This window comes from Streptomyces thioluteus, assembly GCF_039535865.1.
Genome location: NZ_BAAAXZ010000052.1, coordinates 1 through 18582, shown reverse-complemented (window position 1 = coordinate 18582; position 18582 = coordinate 1). Strand labels below are relative to the sequence as shown.

15 protein-coding genes and 7 pseudogenes are annotated in these 18582 nt (G+C 73.1%); 7 read left to right on the top strand and 15 right to left on the bottom strand.

Annotated features, from left to right (window positions below; genetic code table 11):
• Positions 1-52: 52 nt before the first annotated feature.
• Both ABD794_RS06945 and ABD794_RS06940 read right to left on the bottom strand, forming a co-directional pair.
• Positions 53-385 (bottom strand): hypothetical protein, encoded by a 333-nt coding sequence (locus ABD794_RS06945; RefSeq protein WP_344961595.1) that lies wholly within the window; start codon positions 383-385, stop codon positions 53-55.
• Positions 386-821: 436 nt separating this feature from the next.
• Positions 822-1301, bottom strand: coding sequence for a hypothetical protein (locus tag ABD794_RS06940; RefSeq protein ID WP_344961597.1), 480 nt, complete (start codon positions 1299-1301; stop codon positions 822-824).
• A 674-nt stretch (positions 1302-1975) separates the two neighbouring features.
• Between ABD794_RS06940 and ABD794_RS06935 the strand changes: the two genes are divergently transcribed.
• The 4 genes and pseudogenes from ABD794_RS06935 to ABD794_RS06925 all read left to right on the top strand — a co-directional run bounded on the left by ABD794_RS06935 (position 1976) and on the right by ABD794_RS06925 (position 3594).
• On the top strand, positions 1976-2269 hold the full coding sequence (locus ABD794_RS06935; RefSeq protein WP_344961592.1) for a hypothetical protein: 294 nt from the start codon (positions 1976-1978) through the stop codon (positions 2267-2269).
• A 73-nt stretch (positions 2270-2342) separates the two neighbouring features.
• Positions 2343-2480 (top strand): hypothetical protein, encoded by a 138-nt coding sequence (locus ABD794_RS06930; protein ID WP_344961590.1) that lies wholly within the window; start codon positions 2343-2345, stop codon positions 2478-2480.
• 90 nt (positions 2481-2570) lie between these two features.
• Positions 2571-2687: pseudogene (locus ABD794_RS18665) on the top strand (hypothetical protein); the annotation flags it as partial.
• 46 nt (positions 2688-2733) lie between these two features.
• Positions 2734-3594: an MsnO8 family LLM class oxidoreductase gene (locus tag ABD794_RS06925; protein ID WP_425585949.1), complete on the top strand. Its 861-nt coding sequence runs from the start codon at positions 2734-2736 to the stop codon at positions 3592-3594.
• Positions 3595-3603: 9 nt separating this feature from the next.
• Here ABD794_RS06925 and ABD794_RS06920 read toward each other — a convergent pair whose 3' ends face one another.
• From ABD794_RS06920 to ABD794_RS06905, 4 genes are all read right to left on the bottom strand, one after another.
• Entirely contained in the window at positions 3604-3930 is a 327-nt protein-coding gene (locus ABD794_RS06920; protein ID WP_344961588.1) for a hypothetical protein, read from the bottom strand.
• A 180-nt stretch (positions 3931-4110) separates the two neighbouring features.
• Positions 4111-5379: a TerD family protein gene (locus ABD794_RS06915; protein ID WP_344961587.1), complete on the bottom strand. Its 1269-nt coding sequence runs from the start codon at positions 5377-5379 to the stop codon at positions 4111-4113.
• Positions 5380-5452: 73 nt separating this feature from the next.
• On the bottom strand, positions 5453-6136 hold the full coding sequence (locus ABD794_RS06910) for a response regulator transcription factor (RefSeq protein WP_344961586.1): 684 nt from the start codon (positions 6134-6136) through the stop codon (positions 5453-5455).
• Between the two features lie 107 nt (positions 6137-6243).
• Complete coding sequence (locus ABD794_RS06905) at positions 6244-8100, bottom strand: sensor histidine kinase (protein ID WP_344961584.1); 1857 nt, start codon at positions 8098-8100, stop codon at positions 6244-6246.
• Between the two features lie 382 nt (positions 8101-8482).
• On the opposite strand from ABD794_RS06905, the gene ABD794_RS06900 reads away from it, so the two are divergent.
• Entirely contained in the window at positions 8483-9526 is a 1044-nt protein-coding gene (locus tag ABD794_RS06900) for a methyltransferase (RefSeq protein WP_344961581.1), read from the top strand.
• 62 nt (positions 9527-9588) lie between these two features.
• Positions 9589-10674, top strand: a complete 1086-nt coding sequence (locus ABD794_RS06895) for an amidohydrolase family protein (RefSeq protein WP_344961579.1) — start codon at positions 9589-9591, stop codon at positions 10672-10674.
• Positions 10675-10719: 45 nt separating this feature from the next.
• Here the strand turns inward: ABD794_RS06895 and cobC are convergent.
• Positions 10720-11776, bottom strand: a pseudogene (gene cobC / locus ABD794_RS06890) (Rv2231c family histidinol phosphate aminotransferase CobC).
• A 162-nt stretch (positions 11777-11938) separates the two neighbouring features.
• Complete coding sequence (locus ABD794_RS06885) at positions 11939-13171, bottom strand: lipase family protein (protein ID WP_344961577.1); 1233 nt, start codon at positions 13169-13171, stop codon at positions 11939-11941.
• 267 nt (positions 13172-13438) lie between these two features.
• Here ABD794_RS06885 and ABD794_RS06880 point away from each other — a divergent pair, with 267 nt between their 5' ends.
• Positions 13439-14308, top strand: a complete 870-nt coding sequence (locus ABD794_RS06880; protein WP_344961575.1) for an MBL fold metallo-hydrolase — start codon at positions 13439-13441, stop codon at positions 14306-14308.
• A gap of 41 nt (positions 14309-14349) precedes the next feature.
• Here ABD794_RS06880 and ABD794_RS06875 read toward each other — a convergent pair.
• The 7 genes and pseudogenes from ABD794_RS06875 to ABD794_RS06860 form a co-directional block, all read right to left on the bottom strand.
• Positions 14350-14836 (bottom strand): annotated as a pseudogene (locus ABD794_RS06875) (carboxymuconolactone decarboxylase family protein).
• Positions 14837-14941: 105 nt separating this feature from the next.
• Positions 14942-15160: a cobalamin biosynthesis protein gene (locus ABD794_RS18660; RefSeq protein ID WP_425585948.1), complete on the bottom strand. Its 219-nt coding sequence runs from the start codon at positions 15158-15160 to the stop codon at positions 14942-14944.
• 67 nt (positions 15161-15227) lie between these two features.
• A pseudogene (locus ABD794_RS18655) lies at positions 15228-15359 on the bottom strand (hypothetical protein); the annotation flags it as partial.
• A gap of 78 nt (positions 15360-15437) precedes the next feature.
• Positions 15438-15764, bottom strand: a complete 327-nt coding sequence (locus ABD794_RS18650; RefSeq protein WP_425585947.1) for a hypothetical protein — start codon at positions 15762-15764, stop codon at positions 15438-15440.
• Positions 15765-16383: 619 nt separating this feature from the next.
• A pseudogene (locus tag ABD794_RS18645) lies at positions 16384-16749 on the bottom strand (hypothetical protein); the annotation flags it as partial.
• Positions 16750-16823: 74 nt separating this feature from the next.
• A pseudogene (locus ABD794_RS06865) lies at positions 16824-17279 on the bottom strand (cob(I)yrinic acid a,c-diamide adenosyltransferase); the annotation flags it as partial.
• Positions 17280-17427: 148 nt separating this feature from the next.
• A pseudogene (locus ABD794_RS06860) lies at positions 17428-18582 on the bottom strand (vWA domain-containing protein); the annotation flags it as partial.

Below are 18582 nucleotides of genomic sequence, written 5' to 3'. Positions count from 1 at the left end.
CTTCGAGAATGCTGTAGGCCGAGTAGTCGATGGCCCCCGCGACACAGGATGTTCACGCTGCCCTGGTTGCCGGGGGCTGTGGCCGCGTACTTGCCCAGGTTGACGCTGGGCGGGCAGGCCCGCCTTCTTGGCCTTGTGTGGCGCCGGCCTTGCCGTACGGGGACAGGGCGTCCATGTCTCGCCTCGACGTCACCGAGCGGTGTGCGGCGCTGCGCTCCTGCGACGGGGATCGCGCCCAGGGCGAACGGGCGCGGCTTCGCGGGGTGGGACGGCGCGGCGGCGTGCTCGCCTGGGAGGCGCCCGCGGTGGCGGCACCGATCGCGGCGGCTACGGAAACCGCGATGACGACGCGCGTCGCGCCGCTGAGGCTCTTCGACTTGCTCATGGGTGTTCCCCCTTGGGATGGAGCATGGAGTGTCAGGACCTGACATTCCCCTCGGTCGAGCCGGCCGAGGTGCGTCGGCACGGCTGACGTGAGGTGACGGGCGTCTCGGGTGCGCGGAGCGCAGGCAGGCGCCCAAGATCGACCAAATCGGCTTTTGTGTCGAACATGTGACCGATTGTCAGGCGAAATCTAGCCTGCTGTGCGCTCCCGATCAAGTTCAAGTGAGCGCGGTCACAGCGGGGGTTGGGCGGATCGGAGGGAGGTCGCAGCCGTTCGGTCGTGCGGGGTCCCCGGCGCGGTTCGGCGCCGTCTTCCCTCTCCCGGCTCGTGCGGGATCCCGTTCCCGCAGGGGTGACGCCGTGGGGTGGTGGATCAGTTCCAGGTTCCTCGCAGGAGGATTGGTCGTGTGCGGAAGCCTGCGGCTATTGCAGGGGTTTCAGCCCTGGTTTCTGCGAGTCGAACCGGCGCTCCCGTTCAGGTGAAGCAGTTCGGCCCGCATGCGGTCGATGGCGCGCAGGACTTCGGCGCGGTTCTTCGACCGTTTCACCCACGCCGGCAGGCGGGCGAGGAGTGTCATCTTTCTCCCCGGCTCGTACCAGGGGGCCCGTTCCCGCAGGGGTGCTGCGACGAACTGGCGGATCAGCATCAGATGTTCCGGGTTGTACGCCCAGAGGCGGCCGTGTCGGGTTTCTGTCTGCAGGTGCAGCGGGAGCTGGAAATACGGGTCCGTGGGCGGGCCGTAGCGGAAGACCGGTGAGGATTCCCGGGCGTAGCGGGAGAGGCCGCAGCCGGGGCAGACCAGTTTTGAGTCGGCGACGCGGGCGGCCGCCGGGCACCTCGGGCAGCGGACGAGGATCGTGTCGGTGAAATGGTCCCGGGAATGGCCGGGGTCGTGGAAGCGGGCCGGGGGGTTCATGCGCAGGGGGAGATGACGGCGTACAGGTCGTCGACGCGCCTCGGGGTTTCGCTCGGCCAGGACGGTCACTCCGGACGAGGGCCGGCGGTACTCGCGTATGTCGTCGTCGGACGTCCGCAAAGGGCCGGTCAGGGGCGTTCCGCGCCGTTCCAGGATGCGGTGCAGCTTGGCGAAGTCCGTGCGGCGGGCGAAGCGGCCGTAGCGCTGCCGGAGCGTCCCGTTGACCAGGGACCCGCCCCAGTGCGAGAAGGCGGTGCACGTGGAGGCTGAAGTGGTGGCCCTCCCACGGATGGTCGGGGAACGCCAGGGAGTGCGGTGTCAACTGCGGTTCCTTGAACAGGTTCGGAAGACCGGATTTTACGTCATGCGGGTGGGTGACCGTTCTCTCGGTCAATTCCGAATGGGATGCGGACGGGGTCCGTTGAGGAGAAACGGTTGTGGGGCGGCATCAGGCCATGGTCATGGGGTGGTGAGGGGGCGGTGGGGCCGGAGCTCCGGGTACGGGGGCGCGGGTTCGGCGGATCAGCGGTGCGGACGGCTCCGGGCTCGTTTCCGCTGTTGATATTCCGGCGGCCGGAATTGCCCGGATGCCCGTGGTCCGGGCCCGCCGTACGTTCGCCGGGCAAGGCATCGCAATCGCAAGCTCACCGCGCATGCAGAGAGGAACACTTCACATGGCCCAGCCGACTCCGGAGCAGTGGCAGCAGTTCCAGCAATGGCAGGCGTTCCAGCAGTGGCAGCAGGCGCAGGCCCAGCAGCAGCCGTGGCAGCAGCCGGTCCAGCAGCAGACGCTGCCGCCGTGGCAGCAGCAGCAGACGCAGCCGTGGCAGCAGCCGCACGTCGAGGTCGTGCACAAGGAGAACGTGCACCTGACCGCGTCGACCGTGCGCGCCGGCATCATCGGCATGGCGCAGGCGCAGATGCGGGCGACGCTCACCGACCTCAAACGGTCAGGGCATCGCGGGTGAGCGGATCACGTTCGTCGTCTCCAGCACGCGGCAGGAGTTCGGCAGCGCGACGACCAACGACCAGGGCGAGGCGGTGCTCGACTCCGGCGCGAACATCTCGGACCCGCAGATCTGGGTCTCGGCGGGGAGCAGCGGCTTCACGGCCCTTTACGGCGGCAACGAGAAGTACAAGTCGCAGGAGGCGAGGGGGAAGTTCCAGATCGCCATCTGAGGCGGCGGACAGCACGGGAAATCGCGGCGGTGCCCCCAGGCGCAGGGGGGCACCGCCGTCCTGGAATCACCGGTTTCATGGCGTGTTGTCGTGGGAGTGAGATCCGCCGGAATACCCGTCCCCCTCTCCGTCCTCGACCGCTCCCGCACCCGCCGCGGGCACGACCCCGGCGAGGCGCTGCGCGACACCGTCGCGTTCGCGCGGGAGGCGCAGGCGCTCGGGTACCACCGGTTCTGGGTGTCGGAGCACCACAGTGTGCCGGGGGGTCGCCGGGTCCGCGCCGACCGTCCTGGCGGCGGCGGTCGCGGGGCGCGACCTCGCGGATCCGCGTCGGCACGGGCGGGTCATGCTGCCCAACCACCGGACGATGGTCGTCGCCGAGCAGTTCGGCGTGCTGGAGTCGCTGTTCCCGGGGCGCATCGACATGGGGCTGGGGCGGTCCGTGGGGTTCACGGACGGGATCCGGCGGGCGCTCGGGGCGGAGAAGGGCGCCATGGACGGCTTCGCGGAGCGGCTCGCCGAGCTGGGGGAGTGGTTCGCGGGCGGGGCGTCCGCGTACCCGCAGGTGCACGCGCGGCCCGCCGAGGGCCTGCGGGTGCCCGTGTTCATCCTGGCCAATGACGCCGGCGCGGACATCGCGGCGGAGGCGGGCGCCGCGCTGGTGATCGGCGGGCTGCACGGGACGGACGCGACCGTCGCCGCGATCGAGCGCTACCGGAAGGGGTTCCGGGCCTCGGCGGCGCGCCCCGAGCCGTACGTCGTCCTCGCGGGGAACGTCGCCGTCGCCGCGACGGCGGAGGAGGCGGCCCGGCTGCTCGTCCCCGAGGCGTGGGCCATGGCGTACTCCCGTACGCGCGGCGTCTTCCCGCCCCTCGCCCCGGCCGAGGAGGTCGCGGCCCTGGCGATGACGGACCGCGAACGCGAGCACTACGGGGCGGCGCTGCGCGGGCACGTCCACGGCACGGAGGACGAGGTCGCGGCGGAACTGGCCGCGCTGGTGGAGCGGACGGGGGCGGACGAGCTGCTCGTCACCACCAACTCGTACGACAGGGAAGCCCTGTTGGACTCGTACGCGCGGCTGGCCCGGCTGGCGGGCCTTCCCGCCGCCCCCTGACGGCTCCCGTCAGAACCAGCTGCCGTCGCCGTCGGAGTCGACGTACTCGTTGTGCACCTCGGTGATGTTGACGACCTGCTGCGGCTCGTCGTCGTCCAGCGCCTCGTTGATCAGCGCGCCGCCGATGAGGCCCGCGGCGCCGGCGGCCGCGACGCCGCCCCAGCCGGGGCCGGAACGCTGCTGCGGGTAGCCCTGGGGCGCGTACCCCTGCTGCGGCGGGGCGGCGTAGCCCTGCTGAGGCGCGTACCCCTGCTGCGGCGCATAGCCCTGCTGGGCGTAGCCCGCCGCCTGCTGCTGCGTGGTCGCCCAGCGCTGGGCGCACGCGACGCAGCTCATGACGCTCCGGGGGACGCCCCACTGCGGCGCCCACATGACGTTCTGCGTACCGGGGCCGTGCGAGGGGTCAAAGAAACAGTTCAACGCGCTCTCCAAACAAACGCTCTGCGCTGTGGGCAGGTGGGGAGCACCGTCTGCTCCCCACCCGCTCAAGACGCCATTCCGGAGACGGAGGTTCCGTCAGAGCGCCGCGGCCGCCGGCTTGACGAGGTCGCGGACCGTGCGGGACTTCACGTACTCGCCGATGGCCGTCATCTCCCACTCGCCCGAGAACTGGCGGACGAACTTGCACATCAGGACACCCGTCTTGGGCTCCGCGCCGGTGAGGTCGAAGCGCACCAGCTCCTCGCCGGTCTGTCCGTCCATCAGACGGCAGTAGGCCTTGGCGACCTGGGTGAACTTCTGGCCGTTGAACGAGCTCACGGTGAAGACCAGGCCCGTGACCTCGGGCGGGAGGCCGCCCAGGTGGACGGTGATGGTCTCGTCGTCGCCGGAACCGGCGCCCGTGAGGTTGTCGCCGGAGTGCTGGACCGCGCCGCCCAGGATCATCAGCTTGCCGAAGTAGCAGGCGTCGATGAGGTTGCGCTGGGGGCCGTAGGCGATGACCGACGCGTCGAGGTCGATGGCGCGGCTGCCGTAAGCGGGCTCCCAGCCGAGGCCCATGCGGACCGACTGCGTCAGGGGTCTGCCGCCCTTGACGAGGGAGACGGTCTGATTCTTCTGGAGGCTGACGCGGCCCTTGTCCAGGTTGATCTTGCCCGGTGCGGGCGCGGGCCCGCTGGGCGCGGGGCCCGGCGCGGCGGGGGCGACACCGGGGGCGGCCGGTGCGGGCGGGATGGGGGCGCCGAAGGAAGGAGCCGACGGGGTCGGTGCGCCGAACGACGGGGCGGGGGTGGGCGGGACCGGGGGAGCGGCCGGCGGGGCCGGAGGAACCGGCGGCGCGGCGGCCGGGGCCGGCTCCTCCACGCTCACGCCGAAGTCCGTCGCGATGCCCGCCAGCCCGTTCGCGTACCCCTGGCCCACCGCACGGACCTTCCACGCGCCGTTGCGGCGGTAGACCTCGACGACGACCAGCGCCGTCTCCGTCGCCAGCCGGGGCGGGGTGAAGGTGGCCAGCGGGGCGCCCGTGTCCGCGTCGCGGACGGTCGCGGTCGGCTCGGTGCCCGCGAAGGTCGTGCCCGGGGCGTCCAGGCTCGCCGTGACGACGATCTTCTCGATGCCGGCGGGGACGGCGGCGGTGTCCACCGCGATCGCGTCGGGCGTGCCGGCGGCGCCGGCCCGGTGGGTCACGCCGGGGCCGGCCGGCTGGTTGTAGAAGACGAAGTCGTCGTCCGAGCGCACCTTGCCGTCGGCGGTGAGCAGCAGGCCCGAGACGTCGAGCCGCACCGGAGCGGCGACGTCCACCGTCACGCGGGCGACGGAGAGAGGGATGTTCGAGCCAGGGGTCATAGCGGTCATGATCCATTGAACGTGCGGACGGGCTTTGCGGTTCCATGACCCCGGGGACGGAGTCGCCACGGAATCACCCGGGCGAGACGAAGCCCGTCTCGTACGCCGCCACCACCGCCTGTGTGCGGTCCCGCACGCCGAGCTTGGCCAGTACCCCGGCCACGTACGTCTTGACCGTCGCCGCGCCCAGGAACAGCCGCTCGGCGATCTCCGCGTTCGACAGGCCGCCGCCATCAGCCGCAGCACCTCCGCCTCGCGCTCGGACAGCCGCTCGCGCAGCCGGCGGGCGGTGTCCTCGGCGGCGCGGTCGTCCGGCGTACGCGGCGGCCAGGGAGCGTACGGCCGCCGGGAAGAGCAGCGAGTCGCTGCGGGCCACCAGCCGGACGGCTTGGACGAGTTCGTCCGCTCCCGCCCGCTTGAGGAGGAATCCGGACGCGCCCGCGCGCGGAGCGCCTCGTAGACGTAGGAGTCGTTCTCGAAGGTGGTGACGACCAGGACGCGCGGCGGCTCGTCCATCGTCGCGAGGATCTGCTCGGTGGCGCGGATAGCCGTCCACCTCGGGCATCCGCACGTCCATCAGCACCACGTCGGGACGGAGTTCGCGGGTGACGGACAGCGCCTCGGCGCCGGTCGCGGCCTGGCCGACGACCTCCAGATCGGGTTCGGCGCCGAGGATGGCGCAGAGCGCGGTGCGCACCATCCGCTCGTCGTCGGCGACGACGAGCCGCAGCGGGGCGGCGGCCGTGGTGGTGGTCATCGGACGGTGCCCCCGATCGGCAGGCGTACGGACAGCCGCCACACCGCCGTCGCGTCGGCCGCAGTCGCTGCTGCCGCGCAGCAGCCGGGCCCGTTCGGCTATGCCGGTCAGCCCGCGGCCGCCGCCCTCCCGGGGCGGGCCGCCGCCGGGGGGCGCTGTCCATGGCGACGGGGTTCTCCACGGTGACCTCCAGGGTCGTGTCGTCGCCGGTGATGCGCAGCGCGACGGGGACGGGCCCGGCGTGGCGCAGGGCGTTGGTGAGACCTTCCTGCACGATCCGGTACGCCTCGCGGGAGACGACGGGCGGGATCCCGGTGAGGTCCGGCGGCGCGGTCAGGGTGACGGCGACGCCCGCCGCGCGGGTGCGGTCCAGCAGGGCGTCGAGCCGGTCGAGGGTGGGGGCGGGCGCGGCGGAGGCCGGGCCGTCCCTCGCGCAACAGGCCCAGTACGGTGTCGAGTTCGCCGACCGCCGTGCGGGTGGTCTCCTCGATCGCGGCGAGCGCCTCCCTCGCGAAGCCGGGGTCGGCGTCGAGGACCTTGCGCGCCGCCCCGGCCTGGAGCAGCACCGCGCTCAGCGCGTGCCCGACGGAGTCGTGCAGTTCACGGGCGAGCCGGTTGCGGACGGCCAGCCGGCGGGCCCTCTCCTCGGCGGCCCGGAGCCGGTCGGCGGGGGAGGGGCCGAGGAGCACGGGTGCGCAGCGGGCCAGAGCGGCGCCGGCGGCCCACGAGGTGACGACCGGCAGGGCGAGCAGGGCCAGTCCGGCCAGCGGCGTCGCCACCGGCAGCCACGGCCCGTCGAAGGCCCGGAACCAGGGGAGGCGGCCGGGGGCGTTCCGGTCCAGGAAGGGCAGGGCCATGAGGCCCGCCGCCGCGGGCGGGGCCGTCAGCGACATGCCGCTGACGATGCCGCCCGCCCCCACGTGCAGGGTGAAGTACAGCGCCGGACGGGCCCGTTCCGCCCAGGTCCGGGCGGGGCCGGTGGCGAGTTCGGCGTCTCCCGGGCCGCACAGCGCCTGCGCCATGGCGGTCTCCAACGGCCGCATCAGCGGGAAGAGCAGCGCCGAGAGGGCGGCGAGGGGGAGCGCGACGGCGAGCGTCAGGAACTGTGTGGCGGGTGAGACGAAGGGGGTGGACGCGTTGCCCGTGACGAGCGGCAGGAGGACGTTCGCCAGCAGGAAGTACGGCATGAGCAGCGCGCCGCCGATCAGCAGGTGCACCCAGCGCAGCCGCGCGCGGAGGCCCAGTACGGCGTGCGGACGGAAGAGCGCGCCGAGTGTCACGGCGCGGTGCGGGCGTGCGCGGTGCGCGGCGAAGGGCGGCCGCAGGGTCCGTCTTCCGGTGCGCCGATCGCCGCGCCGGTTGCTGCGCCGATCGACGCTCCGGTCGCTTCGTTGATCACCGGGACAGGGTAGGTGACGGGCCCGCCGTGGGCGATGCTGGTCATGAGGGCCAGTCTGGCCGGAGCGTCCGCCGGGCGGGTCGGCCCGGACGGCCGGCCGCCTCCGCCGTGCGGCGGAGACGGCCGGTCCCCAGGTCGTACGAGGTTGATCCAGTGGTGTGTTCAGGAAGTACGCGGTGCGGGTGCGGGACCGGCGGCCGCGGTCGTGCCGGTCCGCGTGGTCGTCGCTCCGGCGGCCCCCGTACGGGACGCCCCGGGTGCCCGGGGCGGGAGCCCGCCCGGCGTGGTTGTCGTCGCGGCGGCTCCCACGCGGGACGGACGCCCGGCCGTGGAAGCCGACGGACGCCCGGCCGTGGAAGCCGGAGTGCTCGTCGAAGCCGGAGCGCTCGTGGAAACCGGAGCGTCCGTCGAAGCCGGAGCGCCCGCCGAGGCCGGCGCGCCCGTCGTCCCGGCGGCCCGCGCGCGGAGCGCGTGCCTGCTCCCGGAAGCCCGCGTGTTCGTCATTCCCCCGACGGTGACACCGCCCGTACCGGCACGGTGTCGCCGATGTCATCTTGTGCGGCATACGGCCATGTTCTTCCGCTGTGCCACGGAGCACGTCGTCCGCACGGGCGGAACGTCTCCTGCGCCGGGCCCATTCGTGTCTCGTGCTTCCGCAAGAGACACGGCAGAACCTCTCGGCCTCCGGGAGGAGAGCGGCGGGCCCGATGTGTCAACCCCCGGGCGCACAGCGGCCGGTGGCGTCCGCCGGGCGGGGCTGGACGGGCCCGGCGGCATGCTCCACTTTCAACCACACACCCGCTTTCCACCCCACCCGCCATCGACCCCCCACCCGCCATCGACCCCACACCCGCTGTCGGTCCCACACCAGCTGCCGATGGCACACCCGCCGCCGACCACACCGCCGTCGACGGCACACCCGCATCTTCCGCGCGCGAGGAGGTCACATGAACGATCTGTGCGGCACCCGGAGCGGCGACCCCGCCGCCCTCGACTCCATATTGCGCATCGCCCTCGGCTTCCAGGCCTCCCAGGTCCTGTTCGCCGCCACCCGCTTCGGGCTCTTCACGGAGCTGGCCCGAGGGCCCCTGACCGGTGAGGAACTGCGCCTGCGGCTCGGTCTCCACCCGCGCTCCGTCCGGGACTTCCTCGACACCCTCGTCGCGCTCGGCCTGCTGGAGCGCGAGAGCGGCCCCGACGGCCGGTACGCCAACACCCCCGCCACCGCCCGCTACCTGGACCGCAACAAGACCACCTATCTGGGTGGTGCGCTGGAGCTGTACGACAACCGGCTGTACGGCTTCTGGGGCAGCCTCGCCGACGGACTGCGCACCGGGAAGCCACAGAACGAGATCAAGGACGGCGGCGACCTCTTCTCCGCCCTCTACAAGGACCCCGAGCGCCTCTCCTGTTTCCAGCAGGCCATGACCGGCCTCACCATGCGCTCCGCGGACGCCCTCGCCGAGGCCGTGGACTGGACCGCCCACCGCACCGTCGCCGACATCGGCTGCGCCGAGGGCGCGTTGCTCAGCCACCTCCTGCACCGCCACCCGCACCTGCAGGGCACCGGCTTCGACCTGGAGGTCGTGCGCGGGAACTTCGAGCGCAACCGGGAGCGCCGCGGCCCCGTGGAGCGGCTCTCGTTCACCGCCGGGGACTTCTTCACCGACCCGCTGCCGCGCGCCGACGTCCTGCTCTTCGGGCACGTACTGCACGACTGGGACCTGGACGCCAAACGGATGCTGCTGCGCAAGGCGTACGAGGCGCTGCCGGAGGGCGGGCTCGTCGTCGTCCATGAGAGCTTCATCGACGACGACCGGAGGGAGAATCTCACCGGGCTGCTCAGCAGCCTCAACATGCTCATCGAGACCACCGGTGGCTTCGACTGCACCACCGCCGACTGCCGGGGCTGGCTGAAGGAGGCCGGATTCCGCGAGAGCCGGGCGCGGCGCCTGGCGGGCGCGGAGTCCATGGTCGTCGGCCGCAAGTGAGCGTGTCGGGGACGGGACGCGATGGACGGGAGAGGACATTGACGCACGACGGCGATGGAACGGTGCTGCACATCAAGGGACGGGTGCTGACCGGCCCGGACCCCGACGACGGGGTGCGCGACGAGATGTGGGTCGTCGGCGGGCGGATCACCTTCGACCGCCCCGCGGGGGTACGGGACGTCACCACGGTCGAGGGCTGGGCGCTGCCCGGCCTGGTGGACGCCCACTGCCACGTGGGGCTCGACGCCCATGGCCCGGTCGACCCGGCCGTCAGCGAGAAACAGGCCCTGACCGAACGGGAGGCGGGCGCGCTGCTGTTGCGCGACGCGGGCTCCCCCTCCGACACCCGCTGGATCGACGACCGCGAGGACCTGCCGCGCATCGTCCGGGCGGGCCGCCACATCGCCCGGACGAAGCGTTACATCCGCAACTACGCGCACGAGATCGAGCCCGAGGACCTGGTCGCGTACGTACGGCAGGAGGCGCTGCGGGGCGACGGCTGGGTCAAGCTCGTCGGCGACTGGATCGACCGCGAGACGGGCGACCTGTCCGCCTGCTGGCCGCGCGGCGCGGTCGAGGCGGCCATCGCCGAGGCGCACCGGCTCGGGGCCCGGGTGACCGCGCACTGCTTCGCGGAGGAGTCGCTGGCGCCGCTGGTCGAGGCGGGCATCGACTGCGTCGAGCACGCGACCGGGCTCACCGAGGAGACGATCCCGCTGTTCGCCGAGCGCGGGGTCGCGATCGTGCCGACGCTCGTCAACATCGCGACGTTCCCGCGGCTCGCGGAGGGCGGCGAGAAGAAGTTCCCGCGCTGGGCGGACCACATGCGGCGGCTCCACGAGCGCCGCTACGCGACGGTGGGCGCGGCGCACGACGCCGGGATCCCCATCTACGTCGGGACGGACGCGGGCGGTTCGCTCGCCCACGGACTGGTGGCCCAGGAGGTCGCCGAACTCGTCAGGGCCGGGCTGCCGGCCATGACCGCGCTCGGCGCCGCGTCGTGGGGGGCGCGGGAGTGGCTGGGCCGGCCGGGGCTGGAGGAGGGCGCTTCGGCGGATCTGGTCGTGTACGGGGCGGATCCGAGGTCGGACGTACGGGTGTTGGCGGCGCCGGAGCGGGTGATCCTGCGGGGGAGAGTGGTCGGCTGAGGCGGCGGGCCGCCCGTCCTCGCGCGCGGCGGGGACGCCGGCCCGTCATCCCTCCAGCGCCTGTTCCAGGGCCTGGGCGAAGCGGTCCGTCGTCGCGCGGTCCCGGACCGCCAGCCGCAGATAGTCCGGGCCCAGGCCCGGGAACGTGTCGCCCCGGCGGACCGCGAAGCCCAGCCCGCGCAGCCGGGACCGCGCGGCGGGTCGCGTCCGGCACCCGGATCAGCACGAACGGCCCGGACGCCGGGGAACACACCGTCACCGACGGGAACTTGGCCAGCCGGTACTCCAGGTGCGCCCGGTCGGCGGCGATCCGGTGCGCCGCGTGCGCGGCCTCGGCGAGCGCCGGGGCCGCGCTGCACGCCTCCGCGGCGACGAGCGCCGGCGAGGACACCGGCCACAGCGGCTGCGCCCGCTCCAGCCGGGATATCCGGCCCGGCGACGCCAGGACGTACCCGACGCGCAGCCCCGCCAGCCCCCAGGTCTTGGTGAGGCTGCGCAGGACGACCAGGCCCGGCAGGTCCGTGCGCGAGGCGAGGGACTCGCCCTCGCCCGGGACCGCGTCCATGAACGCCTCGTCCACGACGAGGGTGCGGCCCGGGCGGGCGAGGCGGGCCAGGGCGGTGGCCGGGTGCAGCACGGAGGTCGGGTTCGTCGGGTTGCCGACGACGACGAAGTCGGCGTCGCCGGGCACGGCGCGCGGGTCGAGCCGGAAACCGTCCTCCGCACTGAGCACCACGCGCCCGACCTCGTGCCCCGCGTCCCGCAGGGCCGCCTCCGGCTCGGTGAACTGCGGGTGCACAACGACCGGCCGCTTCGCCTCCAGCGTCCGCGCCAGCAGCACGAACGCCTCCGCGGCGCCGGCGGTCAGCAGGACGCGCTCCTCCGGCAGCCCGTGCCGCAGGGCGACCGCCCGGCGGGCGGCGCGGCCGTCCGGGTAGGCGGCGAGGTCGTCCACCGAGGCGGCGATGCGCTCGCGCAGCCACTGCGGCGGGGTGCCCGATCGGACGTTGACCGCCAGATCCGTCAACGCCGCGCCCATACCGCGCACTTCCGCGTCCCCGTGGTGGCGGAGATCGGGCTCGGGGGATATGTGCTGAGGCATGGTGGGCGACGGCTTTCTGGTTCGCGGTCCTGAGAAGGAGACGTTACCTGGGCCGGCGGGAGGCGCGTGCTCCGGTCTCCCCGGAGACCGCCGCCCGCCCGGGGCGCGGGCGGCGCCGTGCGCCCCGGGGACGCGTCCGTGCGCCTCCGCGGGAGGGTCCGGTCACCTCGTGGCGCGGGGTCCGGTCTTCGCGGACTCGTCGAAGAACCTGACGATCCGCGGAAGAGCCTGCTTCACCGATCCGTTGTGGTCGTAGTCGCCCACGTCGGTCAGCCGGTGTGCGGCGCCGTTCTCCGCCAACTGGTTCGCGCAGTAGCCCGCGTGGGAGAAGTCGACGTCCTTGTCGCCCCGGCCGTGGAAGATCTCCACCGGCACGTCCGGATGCCAGTTGCAGGTGTTGTCCAGGGGGCGCAGCTTGTCCTTCAGGACGCCGCCGGGTTTACGGACCTTGTTCAGGAAGTCCTCGGTGAACAGGTCCTTGGAGGCCGCCGGGAGTGCGGCGGCGATCTGTTCGGTGCTGTGATAGCCGTCGAAGAGGCCCTCCACCTTCTGGTCGTAGGGGGCGCGGAAGACATCACCGGGTGACTTGTAGAGGCCGTACGTCTTGTTCCAGGCGGTGGCGAAGTAGGCGAGGTAGAGACCGGATTTGACGATCCTGTCGTCGGCCGCGGCGGTCTCGAAGGCCGAGAGGTCGAAGGGGCCGCTGACCGGGGCGAGTGCCCCCGGCCGGAAGTAGCGGTCGGCATCCTCCTGCTGAAGCGCCCGGCCCACCAGCATGGTCGCGGGCCCACCCTGCGAGAACCCGCTGACCTGGACCTTCCGCTCCAGCTCCCGGCCGTTCCGGTGGGCGAGGGTACGGGCCGCGCGCAGCCCGTCCACCGAGGCCGCGACCGTGGCCCGCGGGTCCCCGTAGGGGTGGAAACCCTCGCCCGAGCCGAGGCCCACGTAGTCGGGGGCCGAAACGGCCCGCCCGGTCGAGGCGAACAGCAGCGCGGCGAGCCGGTCGTCCGACTTCGGATTCTCCGAGGCGACGTCCTTGCGGTAGACGGTGGTGCCGTGCAGCCAGGAGACGGCGGACAGACGACGCGCCTTGTTCCTGGGCAGAACGACGAGCTGACTCGCAGTCGTGGGGGCGCCCGCGCTGTTCGTGGTGCGGTAGGCGACCCGGTAGGCGGTCACGCCAAAACGGACCTGGGACGAGTCGATCTCCCCCCGGAGCTCTCCGGCCACCTCCTCCGGCGTCAGGTCCGCCACTTGCTCGACGGAGACGACGGCCCCGCCCTGTGCCTGCCGACTGTGGACGCCGGCCGCCGAGGCCGGAGCGGCCAGGGCGGACACGCTGCCGAGAAGGGCCGCACCGGCCAGGATTCCGGCCTGTGTTCGTTGTGAAGTCATGGAGGGAGCTTGTCCGTTGGCGACACCGCCGGGACATGGAGCGATCACCCGGACCCTGAGGGGGAAACCCCCTCAGGGTCCCCCTAGGGGGCCTGGGCCAGTGCCGCGCCGGGGATCGATTTGCTGCTTTCGCCCCTCTTGTCCTTGCCGTAAGAACGCCGCGCGCCCCGAATCACAAGATTGGCAGGGCCTACCGATTCCTCGCGCGCGTGGGATATCCCTGGAACGAAGGCCCTGGTCAGGGCTGTTTCCCGGAAGGAGCCCGCCGTGGACGACTGGTACGTGGACGACCGCTGCACGAACTGCGACTCCGCCCGGCAGCTCGCGCCCGGGCTGATCGGTGAAGTCGGCGGGAAGTCGAAGATCCTGCGGATGCCGCGCGACGAAGCCGAGGCGCGCCAGTTGCACGCCGCCGTCTTCGCCTGCCACACCCGTTCCATCCGCCCCGCGTCCGGGTCGGTGAGCCAGGAGCTCGACCCGTTCCCCATGGCTCTGGACGACGGTGTACTGATCTGTGGCCACAACTCGACGCACACCGCTGCGGCCAACTCCTATCTGCTCCTACGGCCGTCCGGCACGCGCATGATGATCGACACCCCACGCTGGAGCCGTGCGCTGGCCGAGCGGTACGCGGCGTCGGGCCCCGTCACTGATGTGCTGCTCACGCACCGGGACCATGCCGCACACGGCCGCCGCTACGCCGACCACTTCGGCGCCCGGCTCTGGATCCACGAGGGCGACCTCGACGCCGCGCCGGACGCGGACCGGGTGATCCGAGGGCTCGAACCCGTGGAAGTCGGCGAAGGGGTCACGGTCCATCCCCTCCCCGGACACACCCGGGGCAGCGTGCTCTACCTCGCGGACGACCGGTACTGCTTCAGCGGCGACAGCTTCTACTGGTCGCGGACGACCGGTGATCTGGAGATCGCCGAGAGCGTGACCTTCCACTCCGTGGAGGAGTTGGCCCGCTCCCTCGCCAGGACGGCCGGGCGACTGCGGTTCGAGTGGGTCCTGCCGGGGCACGGGGGCCGACAGCGCCTCGCCGCCGACGAGATGTCCCGGCGCTTGCGGGCGTTGGCCGGACGCACGCGGCTGCTGCGTCCCCGGCCCGTCGACTTCTCCGCCGTCCGCTGGTGATCCCGCGGCTCCCGCTCATCGCGGGACCACCCGTGCGCCGGTCAGTTGAACATGGCGGCGAACATGCCCGGTTCGTACGAGCCTCCCCGCTGGTGCACGATCACGGCCAGCCGGTTGGCCGCGTTGATCAGGGCGACCAGTGCGACCAGTGACGCGACCTGGTCGTCGTCGTAGTGCTCGCGCACCCGGGCCCAGGTCTCGTCGGACACGCCCCTCGTGGGCGTCCGCGAGTCGCGTCCCTTCCTCGGCCAGTGCCAGGGCGGCCCGCTCGGCCTCGGTGAACACGGTGGATTCACGCCAGACGGCGACCAGGGCGAGCCGGACCGCCGTCTCGCCGGCGGCCGCCGCGTCCTTGGTGTGCATGTCGACGCACCAGCCGCAGCCGTTGATCTGGCTGGCGCGCAGCGACACCAGCTCCTGCGTGGTCCTCGGCAGCGACGACTGGTGGACCACCATGCCCGCGTTGGCGAACCGCTTGCCGAACTTGAGGGCGATCTCGTTGTCGAACAGGTTGAAACGGGTTTCCATGGCTACGTCCTCGCTCGTGGCGTTGCGACTGAACGCCCATGAGATGCCGCCGGCCCGCTTCTTGTGACGGGGTCGCCGTGTGACGTGGGCCACCGATCACAGATGTCACAAGGCCGTGGGAACCGGCGTCTTGTGGATTTGTCGTGCGATTGCGCAAGTAGCGCGGGGCGACTTCCTCTTGCCCACGACAAGTACGGCTCCGGGCCCTGCGGAGAGCAGAGCGGCGGCCTCGGCGACGCTCGGTGTGCCGGTGGCGGCGAGGACGGTGGAGGAGGGGGCGGGCGCGCATTGCTCGGCGAGGGCCTGGGCGGAGTGGACGAGCAAGGGGCAGACCGAGCTGCTGGGCGATGGCGCGGATGGCCGGGTCGTCGCCTTTGGTGTCAATGGTGGAGAGAGTGGCGGGCGTGCCCGGGCCCGCGAGGGCCAAGGATTCCTCGATCAGCGTGCGCAGCTCGGCGGGAGCGGTATGGGGACGCGCGCCGACACCAATGTGGAGAGGGGCTTGGACGAAGTGCTCTGTCATGGGCGAGAAGCGGGCGATTTGGTTGTGGCCGGGTACTCGTCCGGCGGGTTTCCGCAACCAAATCGCCCGTAGCCGGGCCTAAGCCGGATCCTCCTCCGGAGTCGTTCCTCCGGCCGCCGCCGCGACCAGGCGCTCCGCCGCCCCCGGCACGCCCGCCCAGTGGATGTGCAGATACGACGCGTGGACGCCGTCGGCCGCGAAGCCTTCCACCCGGCGTTCGGGGCGGGTGAAGCCCCAGGCGGGCGTCGGGCCCGCGCCCGGGGAGGTCACCGTGCGGTGGAACTCGTGGCCGCGGACGCGCGTCCCCGCCGCCGCCAGGGGGGAGTCCGTGAGGGCGACCGCCTCGCGGTAACCCAGGGTCAGGCGGGGGGACATGCGTGCCTCCGCCGGGAGGACGCCGCACATCGGGCGGTCGTCCAGCTTCCGCGACAGGTACAGCAGGCCCGCGCACTCCCGCGATCACCGGGGCTCCGGAGGCCGCCAGGGCGGCGACCGCCGCGCGCAGCGGCTCGTTGGCGGACAGCTCCGGCGCGTACATCTCCGGGAAGCCGCCGCCGATGACCAGGCCCGCGGTGCCGGGCGGGAGCTTCTCGTCGCGCAGGGGGTCGAAGACGGCCACGTCCGCGCCGCCGCCGCCGCGAGGAGTTCGGTGTGCTCGGCGTAGGAGAAGGTGAACGCCGGGCCGCCGGCGACGGCGATCACCGGGCGGGAAGCCGCCGCGGAGACGGGGGGCGACCACGCGGCGTCCGGGAGCGGGGGCGCGGTACGGGCCAGGGCCAGCAGGGCCTCCAGGTCGCAGCCCTCGCGTACCCGCTGCGCCTGCGCCGCGACCGCGTCCAGTGCCTCCGCGCGCCGTTCCGCGACCGGCACCAGGCCGAGGTGGCGGCTGGGGGTGTCGACGTCGGCCGCCCGGCGCAGCGCGCCGAGGACCGGGACGCCGGAGCCGCCCAAGCGCCTCGCGCAGCAGCAGGCCCTCGTGGCGGTCCGAGCCGACCTTGTTGAGGATGACGCCCGCGACCCGCACCTCCGGGTCCCAGAGACGCGAAGCCGTGCACCAGCGCCGCCACCGACCGCGACTGCGACGACGCGTCGACGACGAGGACGACCGGTGCGCGCAGGAGCTTCGCGACATGGGCCGTGGAGGCCAGCAGTTCGCCCTGGCCGCTCGCCGCCGTCGAAGAGGCCCATCACGCCCTCGATCAGGGCCAGTTCCGCTCCGGCCGCCCCGTGCAGGAACAGGGGGGCGATGCGCTCCGGACCGCAGAGGTACGCGTCCAGGTTGCGGCCGGGGCGGCCGTGTCGCGCAGCGAGTGGTAAGCCCGGGTCGATGTAGTCGGGGCCCACCTTGTGCGGGGACACGGCGAGGCCCGCGTCCGGCGAACGCCCGCATCAGGCCGGTCGCGACGGTCGTCTTGCCGCTGCCGGACGCCGGGGCGGCGATGACCAGTCGGGGGACGTGCACACTCACCACTCGATGCCCCGCTGGCCCTTCTGGCCCGTGTCCATCGGGTGCTTGACCTTCGACATGTCGGTCACCAGGTCCGCGAAGTCCACCAGTTCCTGCGGGGCGTTGCGGCCGGTGATGACGACGTGCTGGGTGCCCGGGCGGTCGCGGAGGACGGAGATCACCTCGGCGTGGTTGTCGATCCAGCCCCAGTGCAGCGGGTAGGCGAACTCGTCCAGCACGTACAGCCGGTACGACTCGGCGGCCAGGTCGCGCTTGACCTGCTCCCAGCCCTCGCGCGCCGCCTCCTCGCTGGAGGAGATGTCGCGCTGCACCCAGGACCAGCCCTCGCCCATCTTGTGCCAGGCGACCGTCCCGCGCCCTCGCCGGAATCCCCGAGCACCTTCAGCGCCCGCTCCTCGCCCGACCTTCCACTTCGCGGACTTCACGAACTGGAACACCCCGACCGGCCCAGCCCTGGTTCCAGGCCCGCAGCGCCAGGCGAAGGCCGCGGTCGACTTGCCCTTGCCGAATCCCGGTGTGGACGAAGTACCAGCGGACGGTTGCGGCGCTGGCGCGTGGTGAGACCGTCGTCGGGAACGACGGCCGGCTGTCCCTTGGGCATTACGCGGCCTTCCTGGAGGTGTTGCTGCCGTTGCTGTTGCGTACGGTGCGGACGAGCGCGGAGACGCTGTCCGCGCGCAGTTCGTCGAGGGTGGACGACGGGGGCCTGGAGCGAGCGGCCCAACTCGGCGGCCAGGCCCAGGCGTACGGGCCCGGCCTCGCAGTCGACGACGACGGAGGCGGTGCCCCCGGCGGCAGCAGCCCGGCCGCACGCGCCGCGCGGGCCAGCGGACTCGGGGCCGCCGGTGGCCCAGCCCGTCCGTCACCACGACCAGCAGGGGGCGGCGGGACGGGGTCGCGCAGGCGCTCCACCCGCAGCACCTCGTGGGCCTGGAGCAGGCCCGCGGCGAGCGGGGTGCGGCCGCCGGTCGGCAGCTTCTCCAGCCGGGCCGCGCCCGCGTCCACCGACGAGGTGGGCGGCAGCGGCGACCTCCGCGCCGACCCCCGGAAGGTGATCATCGACCTTGTCCCGGCGCTGGTAGGCGTCCAGGAGCAGGACAGCACCGCGCCCTTCACGGCGCCCATCCGCTGCGGGCCGCCATCGAGCCGGAGGCGTCCACGACGAACAGGACGAGGTGCCCTCGCGGCCCTCGCGCACCCGCCTCGCGCGCGTCCGTCCGGCGGACGACCAGACCGCGGCCCGTACGCCCGCGCGCCCGCTGGTGCGGGGCCGCGGCCTGCACGGTCGCCGCCAGTGCAGCCGGTACAGCACGCCGCGCGGGCGGCGCGAAACCGGTCCGTCCGGCCGTGCGGCGTACGGGAACGGGAGCGGCGGCCGGCCGCGCCGTCGCCGGAGGCCGGGGGACGTCGACTTCCGGGTGCGGAAGAGGGTCGGCGGCGGCTACGGGGGGTGCGTCCTGGGCGGCGGCCCCGGGGGCGGCGGAGGCTCGCTTGCGGGGGGGGGCCCTCGGGGGCGGGCTGTTTCTCCTCCTCGCGCTGGGAGGGGAGTCGCCCTTCGGGGGACTCCGGGGCCCGCGGGGGCTCTGCGCCGCCGTCGGGACCGTTTGTCACCGGGGCGTTGTCGTCGGGCCCCTGCGGGGTCCTCCGGCTCCGGCTGCCGGTCCGGGTCGTCGTCCTCGTCCTCGTCCTCGAACCGCTCAGGATCTCTGTCGGGGTGTGTGTGCGCGTCTTTGTCGCAGTCCGGGGCGCGGTAGT